A 16,403-nucleotide genomic window follows, 5' to 3' on the forward strand; every position below is an offset into this window, starting at 1 on the left:
GATCCCCCACCATGGCCTCCAAGATCAGCGACCCGCCTCGTCCACTCCCTACCGCGACGACGCGAACCCCGGCCGCGAAGGCTCCCCAGCCCTCGGAGACGAACAAGGTCAAGACGCCCGACCTGAAGTGGAACAAGGACTGCTTCGAGCCGGGCAACGCCCAGCCGCTGCCGCTCCCCAAGCCCCCGGTGTCGCTGCCCCTGCCGCTGCCCAAGCCTCCGTCGCAGCTGCCGACGGACCCGAAGCCGCTGCCGCTGCCCCAGTTGCCGACGGACCCGAAGCCGCTGCCGACGGACCCGAAGCCACTGCCGCTGCCTCAGTTGCCGACGGATCCGAAGCCGCTGCCGCTGCCCCAGTTGCCGACGGATCCGAAGCCGCTGCCCACGGACCCGAAGCCGCTGCCGCTGCCCCAGTTGCCGACGGACCCGAAGCCTCTGCCGACGGACCCGCAGCTGCCGACGGACCCGAAGCCTCTGCCGACGGACCCGCAGCTGCCGACGGACCCGAAGCCTCTGCCGCTTCCCGAGCCCGGCCCCGTGGAGCCCACGCCCGAGCCGAAGCCCGAGCCCTCCATCACCGACTCGGACCCGATGACGCACATCGCGTACCTCGCCTCGGACGAGCTCCAGGGCCGGGACAGCCCGTCGGCGGGACTCGACGCGGCCTCCGCGTACGTTCAGGCGCACGTCGAGAAGTACGGCCTCGTCGGCCCCAACTCGAACAACGCGGAGAACCCCTTCCAGCAGAAGTTCGACGTGTTCTCCTTCGTCGGCAAGCCGGAGACGTCGGCGACGGGTGACGCCGGGGAGCACGACCACGCGGCGCACAAGGAGTTCGGCCACCAGCTCTTCCAGGAGGGGTTCTACCTGGAGGACGGGATGCCCCGCGAGACGCTGGAGATGCTCAACAAGAAGTACGAGAGCACGATGAAGGCGGAAGGGCAGCCGCTCGCGCCCGCTCGCAGCGGAGACCTGCGCAGCGTCGAGGAGCTGCGCGCGCTGGCCACGGCGTCTGGCCAGGCGGTGAACACGATGGCGCTGCTGCCCGGCACCGGGCCGCACAAGGACGAGGTCATCGTGGTGATGGCCCACCTGGACCACGTGGGCACGGACCGTCGCGGCAACGTCCACAACGGCGCGGACGACAACGCGTCTGGCAGCGCGGTGCTGATGGCGGCGGTGCCGGAGCTGGCCGAGGCGCAGAAGCGCGGCGAACTGGACCGCTCCATCCTCTTCATCTGGACGGGCGCCGAGGAGAAGGGGCTGGTCGGCTCGCAGTACTTCGTCGACCACCCGATTCCGGGGCTGAGCACGGAGCAGATCTCCGGCGTCGTCAACGTGGACATGGTGGGTCGCTGGGATGACCAGCGCCTGTCCGTCGTGGACACCGACCGCAGGGGCCAGGCGAACTACTTCCGCGACGTGGTGGACCAGGCCAACGCGCAGCTCGCGGACCCGTTCGACCGCATCAACCGCGACATCAACGTGTACCGCGACCGCCAGGACGGCGCCGTCTTCGGCCGCAAGGGCGAGGACGTCCTCTTCCTCTTCGAGGGCCTGTCCAATCCCAAGGGTGGCGGCGACCTCATCCCCGAGTACCATGAGCCCGAGGACGACATCGACCTCATCCTCCGCGACAACGGCGGCGAGAAGCCGCGCCGGGTCAAGGACCTGATGGTCAACGTCATCGAGCTGGCCGCCAACCGCACCACCGCCAAGGAGTAGCGCCCGCTCGGGCGTGAAGGCGCCGGCCTCGAAGTCCTCGGGGCCCGGCGCACACTCCAGGGGGCTTGTCCCCAGGCCATCACCCGCCGAGACTCGAAGCCATGTCCGCAGGTACTCCTCCGCCGCGTCCGTGGTTCGCCTTCTCCGTCGACCTGTCCCCCGCGACGGCGCGTGAGCGCCTTCCAGGTCTCCCCTCCGCGCCCGCGTTGCCTGATGGCGAGCCGGCCGAGGCGCTGGACGTGGACGTCGTCTACGACGTGCCCTCGCTGGCCTGGGGCGGCAAGGTGGCCCGGCTGGTGGACGCCCCGGGCAAGACACTCCCCGGGCTGCTGCGGCGCGTTTCGCCGGAGACGTGGGACGCCGTGAGTCGCCTGGAGTCGGTGCTCGCCGAGGCCACCGCGTCGCGGCCCGTCAAGGTGCGCACCGCCACCGGCGCCGTGCTCTCCGCCCACGCCTTCACCGCTCCGGCGCGAAGCGGCCCTCCCGCCACGGGCCCCATCAGCGAGGCCTTCCTCGTCACCGTGGCCCTGGCCGCCGAGCGCACCGGCCTCCCCGCCGACTACGTGGAGCGCCTCCAGGCTGAGGCCCACATCGTGGGAACGCTCCAACAGGCGAAGGCGGACGCACGCTCCGTCCCAGGCCCGTCCGCGAAGAAGCCGTGATCGCAACTTTCTGGAAAAAAGGCGGGGCGATGACGCAACCCGGTGTCGTCCCCGACCGACCATAGCTCTACCAGGGCCTCACTCCGTTCCTCCCCTGGGCGGCCCAAGGATGCCTTCCGCATGACGACGCTGCGACCCACTGCTCGTGCCAGCACCCCGTCCCCCGCCACGGTCGCCACGGCGGACGCCGCGCCCACCAACGTCGTGGCGCCCAAGGGGGGCAGCTGGAACCGCTCCACCGCTCGCGAGGTCCCCATCGCCGAACTCCAGGCGAAGTTCGGCTGGACCGAGCAGAGCTGGGAGACCGGGCTGCTGAAGGCGGCGGATGCGGCGGGTACCAAGACGCGCGGTGGCAACGGCCAGGTGTCCGCAGCGGAAATCCAGGCCTACCTCTCCGCGCCCACGGACGGCAAATACCTCACTTCCACGGCGCTCCAGCAGGGTCGCTCCGCGGTGGAGGCGAAGGTCGCCAAGGGCGGCGGCACGCCCGTGGACGTCGACGCTTTCGACACCAAGTGGCAGGACGGGCTCGCCAAGCGCGCCGACCTCCTGGGTGGCAACAGCGATGGCAAGGTCAGCCAGGATGAGCTGGCGGCCTACATCCAGAAGTCCAAGGCCAACCAGGTGGACGGCACGCGGTGGGTGCCGGACCAGCAGATGGCCGTCATCCAGAGCCGCGTCGCCGAGTCCGCCGGAGAGGTAGACCCGCTGCGTCCCACGGGCGGCGACGGCAAGGGGATGGAGCTGGTGAAGCAGTACTCGCGACTGACGCTGGATGAGGGGAAGAACCTCCCCACCTTCGTGAGCTACATGCTGTCCGCCGCCGACATCAAGGAGACGCCCGCCGAGGTGAACCGCACGAAGAGCTCCTTCGTGAGGGACCCGCTGCTGGGCGCCAACGGCGTCTCGGACTCCGACTACGACCACACGGGTTTCGACCGTGGGCACATGAAGCCCGCCGACGACTCTCCCAACCAGGAGGCGATGAACGAGAGTCACCAGATGACCAACATCGCCCCCCAGTACGGCAACCACAATCAGCAGGTGTGGAAGACGCTGGAGCAGGCCGTGACGGGTCTGGTGAAGGAGACCGGTGGCAAGGCGCACATCATGACCGGCAACCTGTTCCTGGACGCGGACGGCAAGCCGCTGCCTCAGGAGTCGGTGCAGACGACGGGCGCCAAGGACCGCAAGATTGGCGTTCCCACGCACAACTTCAAGACGGTGCTGCTGGAGCTGCCCAACGGCAACGTGACGATGTTCGCGTACATGGTGCCCAACCTGAAGGACGGGCCCTCGAAGAAGGACGCCATCATCCCGCTGCTGGAGTCCTCGCGCGTGCCGGTGGACCAGCTCGAGAAGCTGCTGGGTCAGGACCTGTACGCGCAGCTTCCCAAGAGCGTGCAGGCGAAGCTGGAGAAGGACACGTCGGCCCCTGGCGCCTTCCAGCTCCAGGGCAGCAAGTACGAGTCCGCCACGCTGCTCACGAAGCGGTAGCCCCTCCCGAGCACCGGGCCCTCTCTCACGGGCCCGGTGGCGCGCTGTCCGCCTTCAGGGCGCGGGCAGTGAGACGTAGTGCCTGCCCAGCTCGTTCAGGACGCCGGGCGCGCCCAGGAGGCTCGCGAAGCACGGGTCATGGGTCCACCGTCCGGTGAACCACGCGTAGCGGAACACGTCCGCCCGGCGCTCGCAGACGGCCACCATCTCCGTCATCTGCGCCTTCGCCTTGGCGACCGAGTCAATCTGCGCGCCATCCTGTTGCTGGTGGCAGTTGGCGAACTCGGTGACCCAGAACGGCTTGCCGTACTTCGTGAGCCGGTTGAGCTGGCCGTCGAGTCCGTAGTCGTACCAGTGGAACGCCAGGTAATCGATGCGGGGCTCGCGGTTGGCGTTCTCCGCGCGGTAGGCGGCATAGAACGCATCCAGCCAGACCACCGGGTCCGAGTACCCCGACATCGTTCCCCAGTTCATCGCCGGGCCCACGAGCTTCACGCCCGTGTTGGCGGCGACGCTCTCGTACCGGGGCCACAGCCGCGCGGCGGCCTGCGGCGACATGTTCGCCTGATCCGTCAGGTTGGGCTCGTTGAGCAGCAGCAGGTATTCGATGTGGGGATTGTCCCGGAGCATCGTCTCGGTGCGCGCGGCGTCGAAGTCGCCGTTCCAGAGCATCGGGATGAAGTCCATGCCGTAGCGGGTGCGGAAGTCCGTGGGCACGTTGGTATGGGGACGGGGGCTCCAGTTGTACCACCAGCTCACGCCCGGAGAGACGGCCGCCAGGTCCTCGGGCGTCGCCAGGTCGAAGGCGATGCCGCGCTTGGCGCTCTTGATGAGCGGAGGCGTCTGGGTGCCCGCATCGTCCGTGGAAGGGCGGCCGGGTTTGATGGGGTCCGCCGGGTCGCAACCCAGGAGCAGGAACAACGCGATGTAGGATGGCGCGAGCCAGCGTCTCATGTGCCGTCACCTCCGCCCGCGAGGGCGCGTGGAGACGGTCATCCTAGTGCGAGGAATGGCGCGGTGCGGCTCTTCGATGACGCGGCGACCTGGGCGGGTGTGCCGGCCGCGACGATGTGGCCGCCTTCATCCCCGGCGCCGGGCCCCAGGTCGATGACCCAGTCGCTCGCGGCGACGACGCGCATGTCGTGCTCCACGAGGATGACCGTGTTGCCCGCCTCCACGAGCCCATCCAACTGCGCCATGAGCTTGTCCACGTCCGCGGGGTGCAGGCCGGTGGTGGGCTCATCCAGGACGTAGAGGGTATGGCCTCGCTGGGTGCGTTGCAGCTCCGTGGCCAGCTTGATGCGCTGGGCCTCGCCACCGGACAGCTCCGTCGCGGGCTGGCCCAGGCGCAGGTAGCCCAGGCCCACCTCGCGCAGGACGCCCAACGCGCGCTGCACGTGGGGCTCCTCGGTGAAGAACGCATGGGCGGTGTCCACCGTCATGCCCAGCACGTCGGCGATGTTCTTCCCCCGGTAGCGAATCTCCAGCGTCTTCGCGTTGTAGCGGGCGCCATGGCAGGTGGGGCAGGGCGCATAGACGCTGGGCAGGAACAGCAGCTCCACGCTCACGAAGCCCTCGCCCTCGCACGTCTCACAGCGGCCCTTGGCCACGTTGAACGAGAAGCGTCCGACGTCGTACTTGCGAGACCTCGCGGCCGGCGTCGCGGCGAAGAGCTTGCGGACGTGGTCGAACAGGCCCGTGTACGTCGCGAGGTTGGAGCGTGGCGTGCGGCCAATGGGCTTCTGGTCCACCCGCACCATCCGGTGGATCTCCTCCAGTCCCTCGGTGATCTTCCCGCCCGTGGTCAGGACGAGGGTGCGCTCCAGCGGCTCGCCATCCTCCTCTTCTTCGGGAGGCTCGTGGCCCAGGTGCGCGGCCACCAGCTCCACCAACACCTGGCTCACCAGGCTCGACTTGCCGGAGCCGGAGATGCCCGTCACGGTGGTGAAGACGCCCAGCGGAAAGTCGGCGCTCAGCCCCTGCAGGTTGTTGCGGGAGACGCCTCGCAGGCGCAGCCACCCCTTGGGAGTGCGCGGGGGGCGGGGACGAGAGGGCTCGGCTCCGAAGAGGTAGCGCCGCGTCTGGGACGCCTCCACGCCCTTGAGCCCGTCCAACGGACCGCTGTAGAGGACCTCTCCGCCTTGCTCTCCGGCGGCCGGGCCCACGTCGATGACCCAGTCCGCGTGGCGGATGACGTCCATCTCGTGCTCCACCACGAAGAGCGAGTTGCCGGAGCCCTTCAGCGCGTCGAGCGCCCTGAGCAGCGCCTGGGTGTCCGCGGGGTGCAGGCCCGCGGAGGGCTCGTCCAGCACGTACACCACGCCGAACAGGTTGGAGCGCACCTGGGTGGCCAGCCTGAGCCGCTGCAGCTCACCCGGGGAGAGCGTGGGCGTGCCGCGCTCCAGGGAGAGATAGCCAAGGCCCAGCTCCAGCAGGACGTTCAGTCGCTCCACCAGGTCCTTCGCGATGCGCTCCGTGACGAGCGCCTTCTCGGGGTGCTCTCGCGTGAGCTTCTTCAGGGGCGACGCCGTCCCCTCCGCGTAGGGCTGGAGCAGGGTGGCGACACGCTTGAGCGGCAGGCGCGACAGCTCTCCGTAATCCAGTCCCGCGAAGGTGACGGACAGGGACTCGGGGCGCAGCCGCTTGCCGTGGCAGACGCGACACTCGCCGCTCTCCATGTAGCGCGACACCCGCTTCTTGATGAGCGGGCTCTGCGTCGTGGCGAAGGTCTGCAGCACGTAGCGCCGGGCGCCGGTGAAGGTCCCCATGTAGCTGGGCGCCGTCTTGCGCTTGAGCGCCTGACGCGTCTCCGCGGGAGTGAAGCCCGCGTACACCGGGACGGTGGGCTGCTCGTCCGTGAAGAGAATCCAGTCGCGGTCCTTCTTGGGCAGGTCCCTCCAGGGCGTGTCCACGTCGTAGCCAAGCGACACCAGGATGTCGCGCAGGTTCTGCCCGTGCCACGCGGGCGGCCACCCGGCGATGGCTCGCTCCCGGATGGTGAGCGAGTCGTCCGGCACCAGGGTCCGCTCCGTCACCTCGTAGACGCGGCCCAGGCCGTGGCAGTTCGGGCACGCTCCCGCCGGAGTGTTCGGGGAGAAGGCGTCGGAGTCGAGATGCGGCTGGTGCGGCGGGTAGGTGCCGGCGCGCGAGTACAACAGGCGCAGGGAGTTCGACAGCGTCGTCACGCTGCCCACCGACGAGCGTGTCGTGGGGGCGCCCCGGTGTTGCTGGAGCGCGACGGCGGGGGGAAGACCCTCGATCGAGTCCACCTCGGGGATGCCTGCCTGGTCGATGAGGCGCCGAGCGTACGGGGCCACGGATTCGAAGTAGCGCCGCTGGGCCTCCGCGTAGAGCGTCCCGAATGCGAGGGAGGACTTGCCGGAGCCGGAGACGCCCGTGAAGACGACCAGCGCGTCGCGGGGCAGGTCCACGTCCACGTGCTTCAGGTTGTGCTCGCGGGCACCCCGGACGCGGACGAAGCCCGTCCGGGTGTCACCGGACGGTCCTGCGAGGTGAAGACGGCGGGGTCGGCTCATGAGGGACGCTCCTCCGGGCGTCCTACCGAATCTGGTGCCGGGAGGCGCGGAGGAACAGGCTCCGACCGACGGAGCCCGTGCTCGAGTCTCTGCGCGGGCCGCCGGGAACGTGTGCCCTAGCCATGCCGCGGGCGGTCGACGGCGTCCCTCCACCGCCCTATCACCCAGCGGACAAAGATGGCGCCCAGCGCCAGGGCTCCCGAGGCCATGACCGCGCGGATAGGCATGAAGATGAGGGCGATGGCGGCCTGGGCATCCTCGCCCACATGGCTCCAGACCCGAGTCTGTCCGGCGAGGAGCAGCACGGGCGCGCTGACGGCGCCGGTGAGAAGCCCCCAGGTCACCGAGGGAGTCCTGGGCACTCCGTAGGCAACGACGACACCCACGGTGACGAAGCAGACCAGCGGGACGGCGACATACGGGGCGAGCATGAACATGGCGCTCTGGTTCTGAGGACCGATGTCCGAGAAGAGGCGGGCCAGCTCCGCGCCCAGTGGATTGACGATGACGCTGAAGAGCGCGGCGGCGGCCAGTGCGAGCAGCGATTTCATGGGTCCCCCTGCTTCCTTCGGGCGACAGCCACCGTACCGGGCTCCCATGAACTCCGTTGGGAACTAATCGAGCCTCAGTCAATCACTCCCTGTTATCGATGAAGCCGTGGAGGAGGGCGCTCGTGGGGCCACGGCTCCTGACGGAGCCGCCTGTCGTCAGTCGAGCAGCTGCATCAGGTCCGCGCGGGTGATGGCGCCGCCACCGGAGGCTCCACCCAGCGCGGACTCGAACAGCGCGCGCTTCTTGTCCTGGAGCGTGAGGATCTTCTCCTCCACCGTGCCCTGGGACACCAGCCGGTACACCATGACGGGGCGCTGCTGGCCGATGCGATGCGCGCGGTCCGCGGCCTGGTTCTCCACGGAGGGATTCCACCACGGGTCCACCAGGAACACGTGGTCCGCCGCCGTGAGATTCAAGCCCGTGGCGCCCGCCTTGAGCGAGATGAGCATCACCGGCGGACCCTTGGGGTCCTGGAACGACTCCGCCACGGCGCCGCGATTGGACGTGCTTCCGTCCAGTCGGATGAAGCCGATGTCCGCTTCTTTCAGCGCCGGCTCGATGAGGTCCAGCATGGACGTCCACTGCGAGAAGACGAGCGCCTTGTGTCCGTCCTCCACCGCCGTGCCGAGCGCCTCCAGGAGCGCCTGGACCTTGGACGACGTCTTCGCGTGTTGCCCCGGGACGAGCGCGGGATGACACGCGGCCTGACGCAGCCGCAGCAGGGCCTCCAGCGCCTTGAGCACGCTGCCGCCCGCCTCCAACTGGGACACCACCTCCTCGCGGGTGGCGGAGTACACCGCGTCGTAGACAGCGCGCTCGTGCTCGCTGAGCGTGACGTGACGCACGGACTCCGTGCGCGGAGGAAGCTCCGGGGCCACGTCCCGCTTGAGCCTGCGCAGCACGAACGGACGGATGCGCGCGCGCAGTCGCTCGGCGGCGCCCTTGTGGTTGTCACCGACGGGACGGGCCCAGCGCTCCTCGAACTCCTTGCGCCCGCCGAGCAGTCCCTGGTTGGTGAAGTGCATCAGGCTCCAGAGCTCCTCGAGCCGGTTCTCGATGGGCGTGCCGCTGAGCGCCAGTCGGAAGGTCGCCTCCAGCCCGTATGCCGCGCGAGCCACCTGGCTGTCGGGATTCTTGATGGCCTGGGCCTCGTCGAGCACCACCATGTCCCACGTCTTCGCGCCGAGGACTTCCGCGTCCAGCCGCATCAGCGCGTAGGTGGTGAGCGTCACGTCGGCCGTCTCGTCCAGCGAGCGTCCGGGGCCGTGGTACACGGACACCTTCAACGAGGGACGGAAGCGCTTCACCTCCGCGTGCCAGTTGGGGAGCACGCTGGTGGGCGCGACGACGAGCGTGCCCTTGCCCACCATGCAGATGGTCTGCAGCGTCTTGCCCAGACCCATGTCGTCCGCGAGCACGCCGCCCAGGCCCGCCTGACGCAAGAACGTGAGCCAGCTCACGCCCTGGAGCTGGTAGGGCCGCAGCGTCGCCGTGAGGTCCGCCGGGAGCCTCGGGTCGGGGAGCTTCTCGAAGCCTTGCACCAGGGGCGCCAGCCGCTCCAGGCCGGGCGGGGACGGGTGCTCCAGCGCCTCGCACAGGTCCGTGAGCTGGGGGATGGCGTGGTTGGCGAGCCGTCCGTCCGAGCCGCGTGCCGCCAAGAGGTCCGTTACGCGCTGGCCATGTGACTTCAGCCACGCGGTGGGAAGCGGAGCCCAGCCACCTCCCTGCAGCGGCACCAGGCCGAGTCCTTCTTCCCACGCTTTCATCACCGCGCCTGCGTCCACCGTGCGCGGCGCATCCGGCCCCGCGCCCTCCACCTGGAAGTCGAACGAGAAGTCCACGCGTGGGGCACCCGCCTCGGTGGTCCCCGCCTTCACGTCGAGCATGGGGCGCAGCTTCACGTCGGGGCTGACGAAGCGCGCCGCATCTCCGGTGAGCCCGCCCCGCCAGCGCCGCAGCTTGTCGGCGAGCTGCAAGGCCTCCTGGCCCTGCACCGTCACCCGGCGACCGGGGACCATGTTCAGCTCGTCGCGCAGGCCGTGGATGAGCTGCTGCTCTGCGGGCTCGTTGCGCACGGGCACCGCGCCGGTGAGGTACACCATGCGCCCGTTGTCGATGCGCACCGTGGGCGGTGAACCGTACACGAGCGTGGGCAGCACGGAGAGCCCCGTGCCCAGCGGGTCCAGCTCCAGCGAGATTCGCGGCTTGAGCGTGCGGTCGATGCGCGGCAGCCGTTGGCTCTTCACGTCCACGGGCAGACGCCGCGCCATCTCCGGCAGCACCTTGCCGGTGAGGTCGCCCATCTGGTCGGGCGAGAAGACGCGCTCCTGGGGCAGGTTTTCCCACCGCGAGCCGGTGAGCGACTGCTCGCCCATGCGGAAGAGGATGCCACCGCCCACCGCCACGCCGGGGCTGACGACTTCGGTGGCGCGTGGGTCGCGGTCCACCTTCAGCACTGTCTGCTCGCCCCGGTCCTCCACGGTGACGCGAGGCAGGAGCAGCTCGCTGGATATCGAAACCAGGTTACCGTCGAAGAGCACCGTGCGCGCGGGCTCCAGCGCGCGCAGCAGCGCCTCCAGTCGCTCGGGTGGCAGGGCGCCGCGCGTGGGCTTCGCGAGGAGTGCGTCAGCGACGCGGTCGCACGGCTCCACCTGGATGCGAGCGGCCTCCACGGGGTTCGTCAGCAGCGAGGAGAGGCTGCGCGCCAGGAGTCGGGCGGTGTTGTCGGGCCGGACCACCAGGCGCTCGAGCTGGAGGCCCCCGTCCACGCGCTTGAAGCGGTACACCATCCGCTCCGGCTTGGGCGCTGTGCCGGGACGCGGGGCGGAGGGGGCTGTTGCGCGCGTGGGTGCGGAAACGGGTGGACGCGCGGGCGCGACGGGGCGGGCTGGCGCGGCCTTCTGCGAGGAGTGATGGAGGAAGAGGGCGGCGGCGACCACATGCTCACAGGGGTCCACCTTCCCCTTGCAGTCGCACTCCCAGATTTCGTCCTCGGGATAGAGGACGGTTGTCACCGGCGCGGGACGGCCGGTGGCGCGCACGCGCAGCACCGTCTCCTCTTCACCGATGGACTGCACCGAGACGGCGCCAGCACGAGCGAGGCCCATGCCGGCGGACCAGGTCTCCTGGCGCGCTTCCTCCTGGATGGCTTCGAGCAGGTCGGCGGTCGCGGACATACGAGGACCGCCTCCCTAGCTCCGTTGGAGGACCCGGCGCAATGCTCGCCTGCGCCGGGCCTGTAGGCGCGTGGCTACGGGTAGGTGTCCAGGTACGCGCGGTGGCTGTTGGAGAACTCGAAGTTGGTGAACTTGTCCCAGTTGATGGACCAGGTCATCAGGCCCTTGAAGCCGGGGTAGCCCGCGGTGTTGCGCAGGACGTAGGTGCCTCCGAAGGACTGGCCCTTGAGGAGGTAGTCGAGCGCCTTGTGTACGTTGGCCGGAGTGGTGTACCCGCCGCCCGCCGCCTGCGGGGAGGAGGGCAGGCCGATGAGAATCTGGTCGGGCCGGAGCGCGGGGAACATCGCGCTGGTATTGCCGCCGACGGGGAAGCCTCGCAGGAGCATCTCCGCCATCGCCACATGGAAGTCCGGCGTGCTCTGCGCGTAGGCCCGGCCGTCGAGCGCGGTGACAGTCCCGGTGTTGTAGTGCTGCACGTGCAGGTACGTCAGCCTGTCGCGCAGCGCGTGGATGACGGGCAGGTACGCGCCCCAGGGGCCGCCGTATGCGGCCATGCCACCCTGCACATAGGCCGTCTCCGGCGCCATGGTCAGGATGAAGCCGGAGCCATTCTGGTTGAGCAACTGGCGCGTGGCCTGGATGAGGTTGGAGATGCGCGGCGTGGTGGGATTGCGGAAGTCGGTGTCTCCGCCATTGAGCGACAGCGAGCTGCCCTCCAGGTCCAGGTCGAACCCGTCGAAGCCGTAGGTGTCGATGAGGCCCTGCATGGTGGTGACGAAGTTCTGCCGGGCGGCGGCGTCATCCAGGTGCACCGTGCCATTGGCTCCGCCGATGGAGATGAGCACCTTGCGCCCCTGGCTCTTGAGCAGGGCGACGTCCGCCTTGAAGTCCGCGACGCTGGAGTTGTACGGCGTGAAGGCCATGTTGCCGGAGCCGGCGCCGCCCACGGGCTCGGCGAACGCGACCTGGATGACGTTGAACTTCGCGGAGATGTCGCGCAGCCGGATGTTCGTCGACCCGTTGTCGAAGTTGTGCCAGTAGCCGACCAGAATCTTGTTCCCCACCGGCTGCGTGCCCGTCGTCGTCGCGGAGATGCTGTTGCTCGCGGTGGAGCGGTTGCCCGCCGCATCGCGGGCCTTCACGGTGAAGGTGTACGTCGTGTTCGCGGCCAGCCCCGTCACCGTGACGCTGGTGGCCCCGGCGGTGGTGGCGGACGCGGACGCGCCTCCATTGACGAACACCTCGTAGCCGGTGACACCCACGTTGTCCGTGGACGCGCCCCACGACAGCGACACGCTGCTGCTGCTCACGCTGGTGGAGGCGAGGTTGGCGGGACTGGAGGGCGCCACCGTGTCGTTCGCCGGGCGGGGTGACGTCGTCACGCTGTGCGCGGTGCTCGCGGAGGAGCGGTTGCCCGCGGCGTCACGGGCCTTCACGGTGAAGGTGTACGTGGTGTTCTCCGCGAGGCCCGTCACGGTGACGCTGGTGGCACCGGACGTGGACGCGGACGCGGTGGCGCCGCCGTTGGTGAAGACCTCGTAACCGGTGACGCCCACGTTGTCCGTGGATGTGCCCCAGGACAGCGACACGCTGTCGAAGGTCTTCGCCGTGGACGTGAGCGAAGGTGGCGTGGAAGGGGCCTGGGTGTCGGGTGGTGGATTCCCCGTACGCTCCAGCCACAGGGCCAGGACGTTGGGGGGCTCCCAGCCCACGAGGGAGAAATGGGACTGACGGCAGTCGTAGGCCTTGCCTCCATAGGAGGCGATGTCGCCCACGGTGTACTGCGTATTGGGGGCCCAGGCCCCTCGGTCCGCCGCGAAGGCGGTAGCGGGAAGCAGGGTGCTGAGCAGGGTGACGAAGGCCACCAGGGCGATGAGTGCCGCCCGGGGGAGGTGTCCTGGAAGCTGCATGGCGTCTGCCTTTCGGCTGGGAGAGAACGAAGAGAGCGGACCGCCCCATTTTTCGGGTCAATCCCTTCTTTTCGTTCTCTTCCCTCACGCCGCGCGCGGCCTCGTGGTTATCCCTGAGGCGTGAGGGGCTTGCCGGCTTCCTGGAGGTGGTCCCGCATGCGCGCGTTGGCGTCCTTCAGCTCGGGTGTGGGCCCGGTGTCGAAGTCCGACAGCTCGTACACGCGACGCAGCTCCAGCTCGACTTCGCCGCGCCCATCGATGGAGGGCCAGCGCTTCAGCCACTCGATGGCTTCTTCCTTCGACCGCACGTCAATCATGGTGAAGCCCGCGATGAGTTCCTTCGTCTCCGCGAAGGGCCCGTCCAACACCCGGGGCTGCCCGCCCGAGAACTTCACGCGCGCACCCTGAGCGCTCGGATGGAGTCCCTCGCCGGCGACGAGGATGCCGGCCTTCATCAGCTCCTCGTTGTATTTCCCCATCGCCGCGAGCAGCGCCGCGTCCGGCACCTCACCGGCCTCCGTGCTTGCGTCGGCCTTGCGCAGAATCAAGAATCGCATCGTCGTCGGTTCCCTCGTGGCGGGACGGTGGGGCTGTCGGGCCTTCCGTCTCGGGTGGTGCTGGAAGAACGAACGGACGTTGGTGAAATCGACACGCGCTGGCACCCCTCGTTTCAGGGAAGGGATGCGCTCCTCGCCACCGGACCGGGCGAGCGACCGGCTCCATGATTTCTGGCGCCGCACGCCCCAATTTCCAGAGAAGGACGCGGGGCGGCCTGTCATTTCACGGGGTTGAAGGCGGCGCACAGAAAATTAAAAGGCCGTGTCGATCTCCCGCGAGCCTGTTCGACGAAGAAGTAGAGCCCGGGACAACGGGCACGAACGAATCTCGGGAACCCGAAGGAGTCCGACATGCGATTCATGGTGCTGGTCAAGGCGACGAAGGACTCGGAAGCCGGAAAGATGCCGGACGAGAAGCTGCTGACCGCGATGGGGAAGTACAACGAGGAGCTGGTGAAGGCGGGGGTGCTGCTCGCGGGCGAGGGACTCCACCCCAGCGCCAGGGGTGCGCGGGTGCGCTTCTCTGGAACGAGCCGGACCGTGGTGGATGGCCCCTTCACGGAGACGAAGGAGCTGGTGGCCGGCTTCTGGCTGTTCCAGGTGAAGTCGAAGGAAGAGGCCATCGAGTGGGTGAAGCGCTGCCCGAACCCGATGTACGGCGAGTCGGAGATTGAAATCCGCCAGGTCTTCGAGATGGAGGACTTCGGTGCCGAGCTCACTCCCGAGCTGCGTGCGCAGGATGCGCGTCTGCGTGAGCAGGCCGCGAAGAGCTAGGCACCCCGCACCGCTTCCCCACACCCCCGCTGGACACGCACGAGGCCCCACTTTGATGGGGGCTCATGCGAGACATTCTATTCCCCGGCGTGAGTGGCATGGTCCGTGCCGCCGGGAAGGCCTGTCGCGAGAGCCCTCGGCTTGAGCGATGGATGTGTTTTAAATCATTGATGCCACTCCGCCAGGTCTTGTATGGCCATGGAGGGGAGACGTGTGTCTGGAGGGGTTCGCGTGCGTGTGTATTCCGCGGCGTGCTCATTCCCTCGCCGTGGCGTTCTCGAGGAATTCCTCCCAGCGCTGACGAGAGCGAACGCGCGCGGTGAGTGATTCATTTTCGCGGGTGCGTATTCCCGCGAGTCTGTTTGTTCCTGATTGCGTGTCGCATGTGGTGGGTTTGAGAGGCAATGTCAGACCCCTGATGCACAACGCACGTGGCTCATTCATCTCCATGCGGTTCTTGAATTGTGAGGGTTCAGAATGTCCCCGTCATTTCATCAGGGTTCCGGGTCGCTGACTCAGGTCCTGGAGCAGATTCGTCGTTGCGCGGCGAGTGTCACGCGGTATCCGCTCGACATCCTCACGGCGGAGGCCCAGCTCGAGGATGAGCTGGGTATCGACTCGGTGAAGCTCGCTGAGATTGCCGCGGTCGTCGCGCGGGAGTTCAACCTCGCGGCCGACCGGCTGCCGCGCGGAGCGAAGGCGCGCACGCTGGGCGCCATCTCCGAGCGCGTGGTGGAGTTGCTGGCGGAAGGGGCGCCCGCGTCGGTCGTCGCGCCGATTCCACCGGCAGCCACCGTTCCCGTCGCGGCGCCTGCTCCCGTCGCTGTCCCTCCTCGGGTGGTTTCTCCCGCGTCCATGGAGTCGTCGGACCTCGAGTCGCAGGTGCGGTCCGTGTTCGCGCGGGTGACGCGCTATCCGGTGGAGTTGTTGACCTTGGAGGCGGACCTGGAGGACGAGCTCGGCATCGACTCCGTCAAGCAGGCGGAGGTGCTGGCCGTGCTCGTCAAGGAGCTGGGGCTGGAGGTGGGCCCCAAGCCCTCCCAGCGACTGCGGACGCTCTCCGCCATCTGCGAGGCGATTCGTGCGTCGCGAGGGACGGTGACCGCTCCTCGTCACCCGGTAGAGGAGTCCGTGCGGGCCTCGCCGCCGCCTGTCGTGGCTCGGCTTCCGTTCGAGGGGAAGGTCGCGCTCATCACGGGCTCGGGCAAGGGCATTGGCAAGGTGGTCGCCATGCGGCTGGCCAGCGCGGGGGCGACGGTGGTCGTGAACTCGTTCCACTCCCGGGACGAAGGGGAGCGGACGGCCCAGGAGATTGTCGCGGCGGGAGGCAAGGCGCTGCACCTGTGGGGGTCCGTCGCGCAGGAGGAGCACCTGGAGCGGTTGTTCTCCTCCATCGAGGAGCGGCTCGGTGGATTGGACTTCCTGGTGTGCAACGCGTCCAACGGCCTGATTGGACCGTTCGACCGGATTGCGCCGCGCGACTGGGACAAGGCGTTCCGCACGTGCGTCACCGGCACCTACGAGTGCGCCATGCGGGCACGTCCGCTGATGGCGCGGCGAGGAGGCGGGGCCATCGTCACGATGTCCACGTCCATGTCCCAGCGGTACATGCATGACCTGGGCTGCCAGGGGGTCGTGAAGGCGGGCGTCGAATCCCTCACGCGCTACCTGGCCGCGGAGCTGGCGCCCGAGGGCATTCGCACCAACTGCGTGTCGGCCGGGCCGGTGCACGGTGAGCTGCTGGGAATGTTCCCCAACGCCCCTGGCCGCGTCTCGCGCTGGGAGGCGGCGACGCCCGGCGGGCAGCTCTGCACGGCGGACGACGTGGCCGACGTGACGGAGCTGTTGCTCGGACCGAAGACGCAGCGGGTGAACGGAGCCATCTGGGTGGTGGACGGCGGGCTCTCCGGCACGGTGGACGGCCTGTTGCCCGTCGGCCGGCAGCCCTCCAACGGACACGATGTACGGGCGCTGCTCGCCCTCGACTCCTGAACACCTTCGACGGGGAGAACGCC

At 68.8% G+C, this 16,403-nt stretch carries 11 protein-coding genes; 5 read left to right on the plus strand and 6 right to left on the minus strand.

All coding sequences use genetic code 11. The features are described 5' to 3' along the window. Positions 1-11 precede the first annotated feature (11 nt). The 3 genes from HUA75_RS04025 (at position 12) to HUA75_RS04035 (ending at position 3,883) form a co-directional block, all read left to right on the plus strand. Entirely contained in the window at positions 12-1,724 is a 1,713-nt protein-coding gene (locus HUA75_RS04025) for a M28 family metallopeptidase (protein ID WP_254627358.1), read from the plus strand. Between the two features lie 101 nt (positions 1,725-1,825). Next, positions 1,826-2,386 (plus strand): gamma-glutamylcyclotransferase, encoded by a 561-nt coding sequence (locus HUA75_RS04030; protein WP_141641019.1) that lies wholly within the window; start codon positions 1,826-1,828, stop codon positions 2,384-2,386. A gap of 120 nt (positions 2,387-2,506) precedes the next feature. Continuing rightward, positions 2,507-3,883, plus strand: coding sequence for a DNA/RNA non-specific endonuclease (locus tag HUA75_RS04035; protein WP_174485575.1), 1,377 nt, complete (start codon positions 2,507-2,509; stop codon positions 3,881-3,883). A gap of 54 nt (positions 3,884-3,937) precedes the next feature. Here the strand turns inward: HUA75_RS04035 and HUA75_RS04040 are convergent, their stop codons facing one another. The 6 genes from HUA75_RS04040 to HUA75_RS04065 all read right to left on the minus strand — a co-directional run bounded on the left by HUA75_RS04040 (position 3,938) and on the right by HUA75_RS04065 (position 13,614). Then, positions 3,938-4,837: a glycosyl hydrolase gene (locus tag HUA75_RS04040; RefSeq protein ID WP_141641021.1), complete on the minus strand. Its 900-nt coding sequence runs from the start codon at positions 4,835-4,837 to the stop codon at positions 3,938-3,940. Positions 4,838-4,875: 38 nt separating this feature from the next. Continuing rightward, positions 4,876-7,419 carry an excinuclease ABC subunit UvrA gene (gene uvrA, locus HUA75_RS04045; RefSeq protein ID WP_174485576.1) on the minus strand — a complete coding sequence of 848 codons (2,544 nt, stop codon included), beginning with the start codon at positions 7,417-7,419 and terminating at the stop codon, positions 4,876-4,878. Positions 7,420-7,535: 116 nt separating this feature from the next. After that, the gene (locus HUA75_RS04050; protein WP_174485577.1) at positions 7,536-7,970 is read right to left on the minus strand and encodes a hypothetical protein; all 435 of its coding nucleotides are present in this window, start codon (positions 7,968-7,970) and stop codon (positions 7,536-7,538) included. 156 nt (positions 7,971-8,126) lie between these two features. Beyond that, positions 8,127-11,147, minus strand: a complete 3,021-nt coding sequence (locus HUA75_RS04055) for a DEAD/DEAH box helicase (protein WP_174485578.1) — start codon at positions 11,145-11,147, stop codon at positions 8,127-8,129. 74 nt (positions 11,148-11,221) lie between these two features. Next, positions 11,222-13,057 (minus strand): fibronectin type III domain-containing protein, encoded by a 1,836-nt coding sequence (locus HUA75_RS04060; protein ID WP_174485579.1) that lies wholly within the window; start codon positions 13,055-13,057, stop codon positions 11,222-11,224. 107 nt (positions 13,058-13,164) lie between these two features. Next, positions 13,165-13,614, minus strand: coding sequence for a YciI family protein (locus HUA75_RS04065; RefSeq protein ID WP_174453253.1), 450 nt, complete (start codon positions 13,612-13,614; stop codon positions 13,165-13,167). A gap of 351 nt (positions 13,615-13,965) precedes the next feature. Here HUA75_RS04065 and HUA75_RS04070 point away from each other — a divergent pair, with 351 nt between their 5' ends. Further along, positions 13,966-14,388 carry a YciI family protein gene (locus HUA75_RS04070; RefSeq protein WP_174453254.1) on the plus strand — a complete coding sequence of 141 codons (423 nt, stop codon included), beginning with the start codon at positions 13,966-13,968 and terminating at the stop codon, positions 14,386-14,388. A 477-nt stretch (positions 14,389-14,865) separates the two neighbouring features. Then, positions 14,866-16,380 (plus strand): SDR family NAD(P)-dependent oxidoreductase, encoded by a 1,515-nt coding sequence (locus tag HUA75_RS04075; protein WP_174485580.1) that lies wholly within the window; start codon positions 14,866-14,868, stop codon positions 16,378-16,380. Positions 16,381-16,403: the final 23 nt, after the last annotated feature.

This window comes from Myxococcus sp. CA040A (genome assembly GCF_013336725.1).
In the GTDB taxonomy this organism is placed as follows: Bacteria; Myxococcota; Myxococcia; order Myxococcales; family Myxococcaceae; genus Myxococcus; species Myxococcus llanfairpwllgwyngyllgogerychwyrndrobwllllantysiliogogogochensis.

What these genes read in the sequence shown, in the direction of transcription:
- HUA75_RS04025 (WP_254627358.1), top strand. Translation starts at nt 12, where the DNA reads ATGGCCTCCAAGATCAGCGACCCGCCTCGTCCACTCCCTACCGCGACG.
- HUA75_RS04030 (WP_141641019.1), top strand. Translation starts at nt 1,826, where the DNA reads ATGTCCGCAGGTACTCCTCCGCCGCGTCCGTGGTTCGCCTTCTCCGTC.
- HUA75_RS04035 (WP_174485575.1), top strand. Translation starts at nt 2,507, where the DNA reads ATGACGACGCTGCGACCCACTGCTCGTGCCAGCACCCCGTCCCCCGCC.
- HUA75_RS04040 (WP_141641021.1), bottom strand. Translation starts at nt 4,837, where the DNA reads ATGAGACGCTGGCTCGCGCCATCCTACATCGCGTTGTTCCTGCTCCTG.
- uvrA (WP_174485576.1), bottom strand. Translation starts at nt 7,419, where the DNA reads ATGAGCCGACCCCGCCGTCTTCACCTCGCAGGACCGTCCGGTGACACC.
- HUA75_RS04050 (WP_174485577.1), bottom strand. Translation starts at nt 7,970, where the DNA reads ATGAAATCGCTGCTCGCACTGGCCGCCGCCGCGCTCTTCAGCGTCATC.
- HUA75_RS04055 (WP_174485578.1), bottom strand. Translation starts at nt 11,147, where the DNA reads ATGTCCGCGACCGCCGACCTGCTCGAAGCCATCCAGGAGGAAGCGCGC.
- HUA75_RS04060 (WP_174485579.1), bottom strand. Translation starts at nt 13,057, where the DNA reads ATGCAGCTTCCAGGACACCTCCCCCGGGCGGCACTCATCGCCCTGGTG.
- HUA75_RS04065 (WP_174453253.1), bottom strand. Translation starts at nt 13,614, where the DNA reads ATGCGATTCTTGATTCTGCGCAAGGCCGACGCAAGCACGGAGGCCGGT.
- HUA75_RS04070 (WP_174453254.1), top strand. Translation starts at nt 13,966, where the DNA reads ATGCGATTCATGGTGCTGGTCAAGGCGACGAAGGACTCGGAAGCCGGA.
- HUA75_RS04075 (WP_174485580.1), top strand. Translation starts at nt 14,866, where the DNA reads ATGTCCCCGTCATTTCATCAGGGTTCCGGGTCGCTGACTCAGGTCCTG.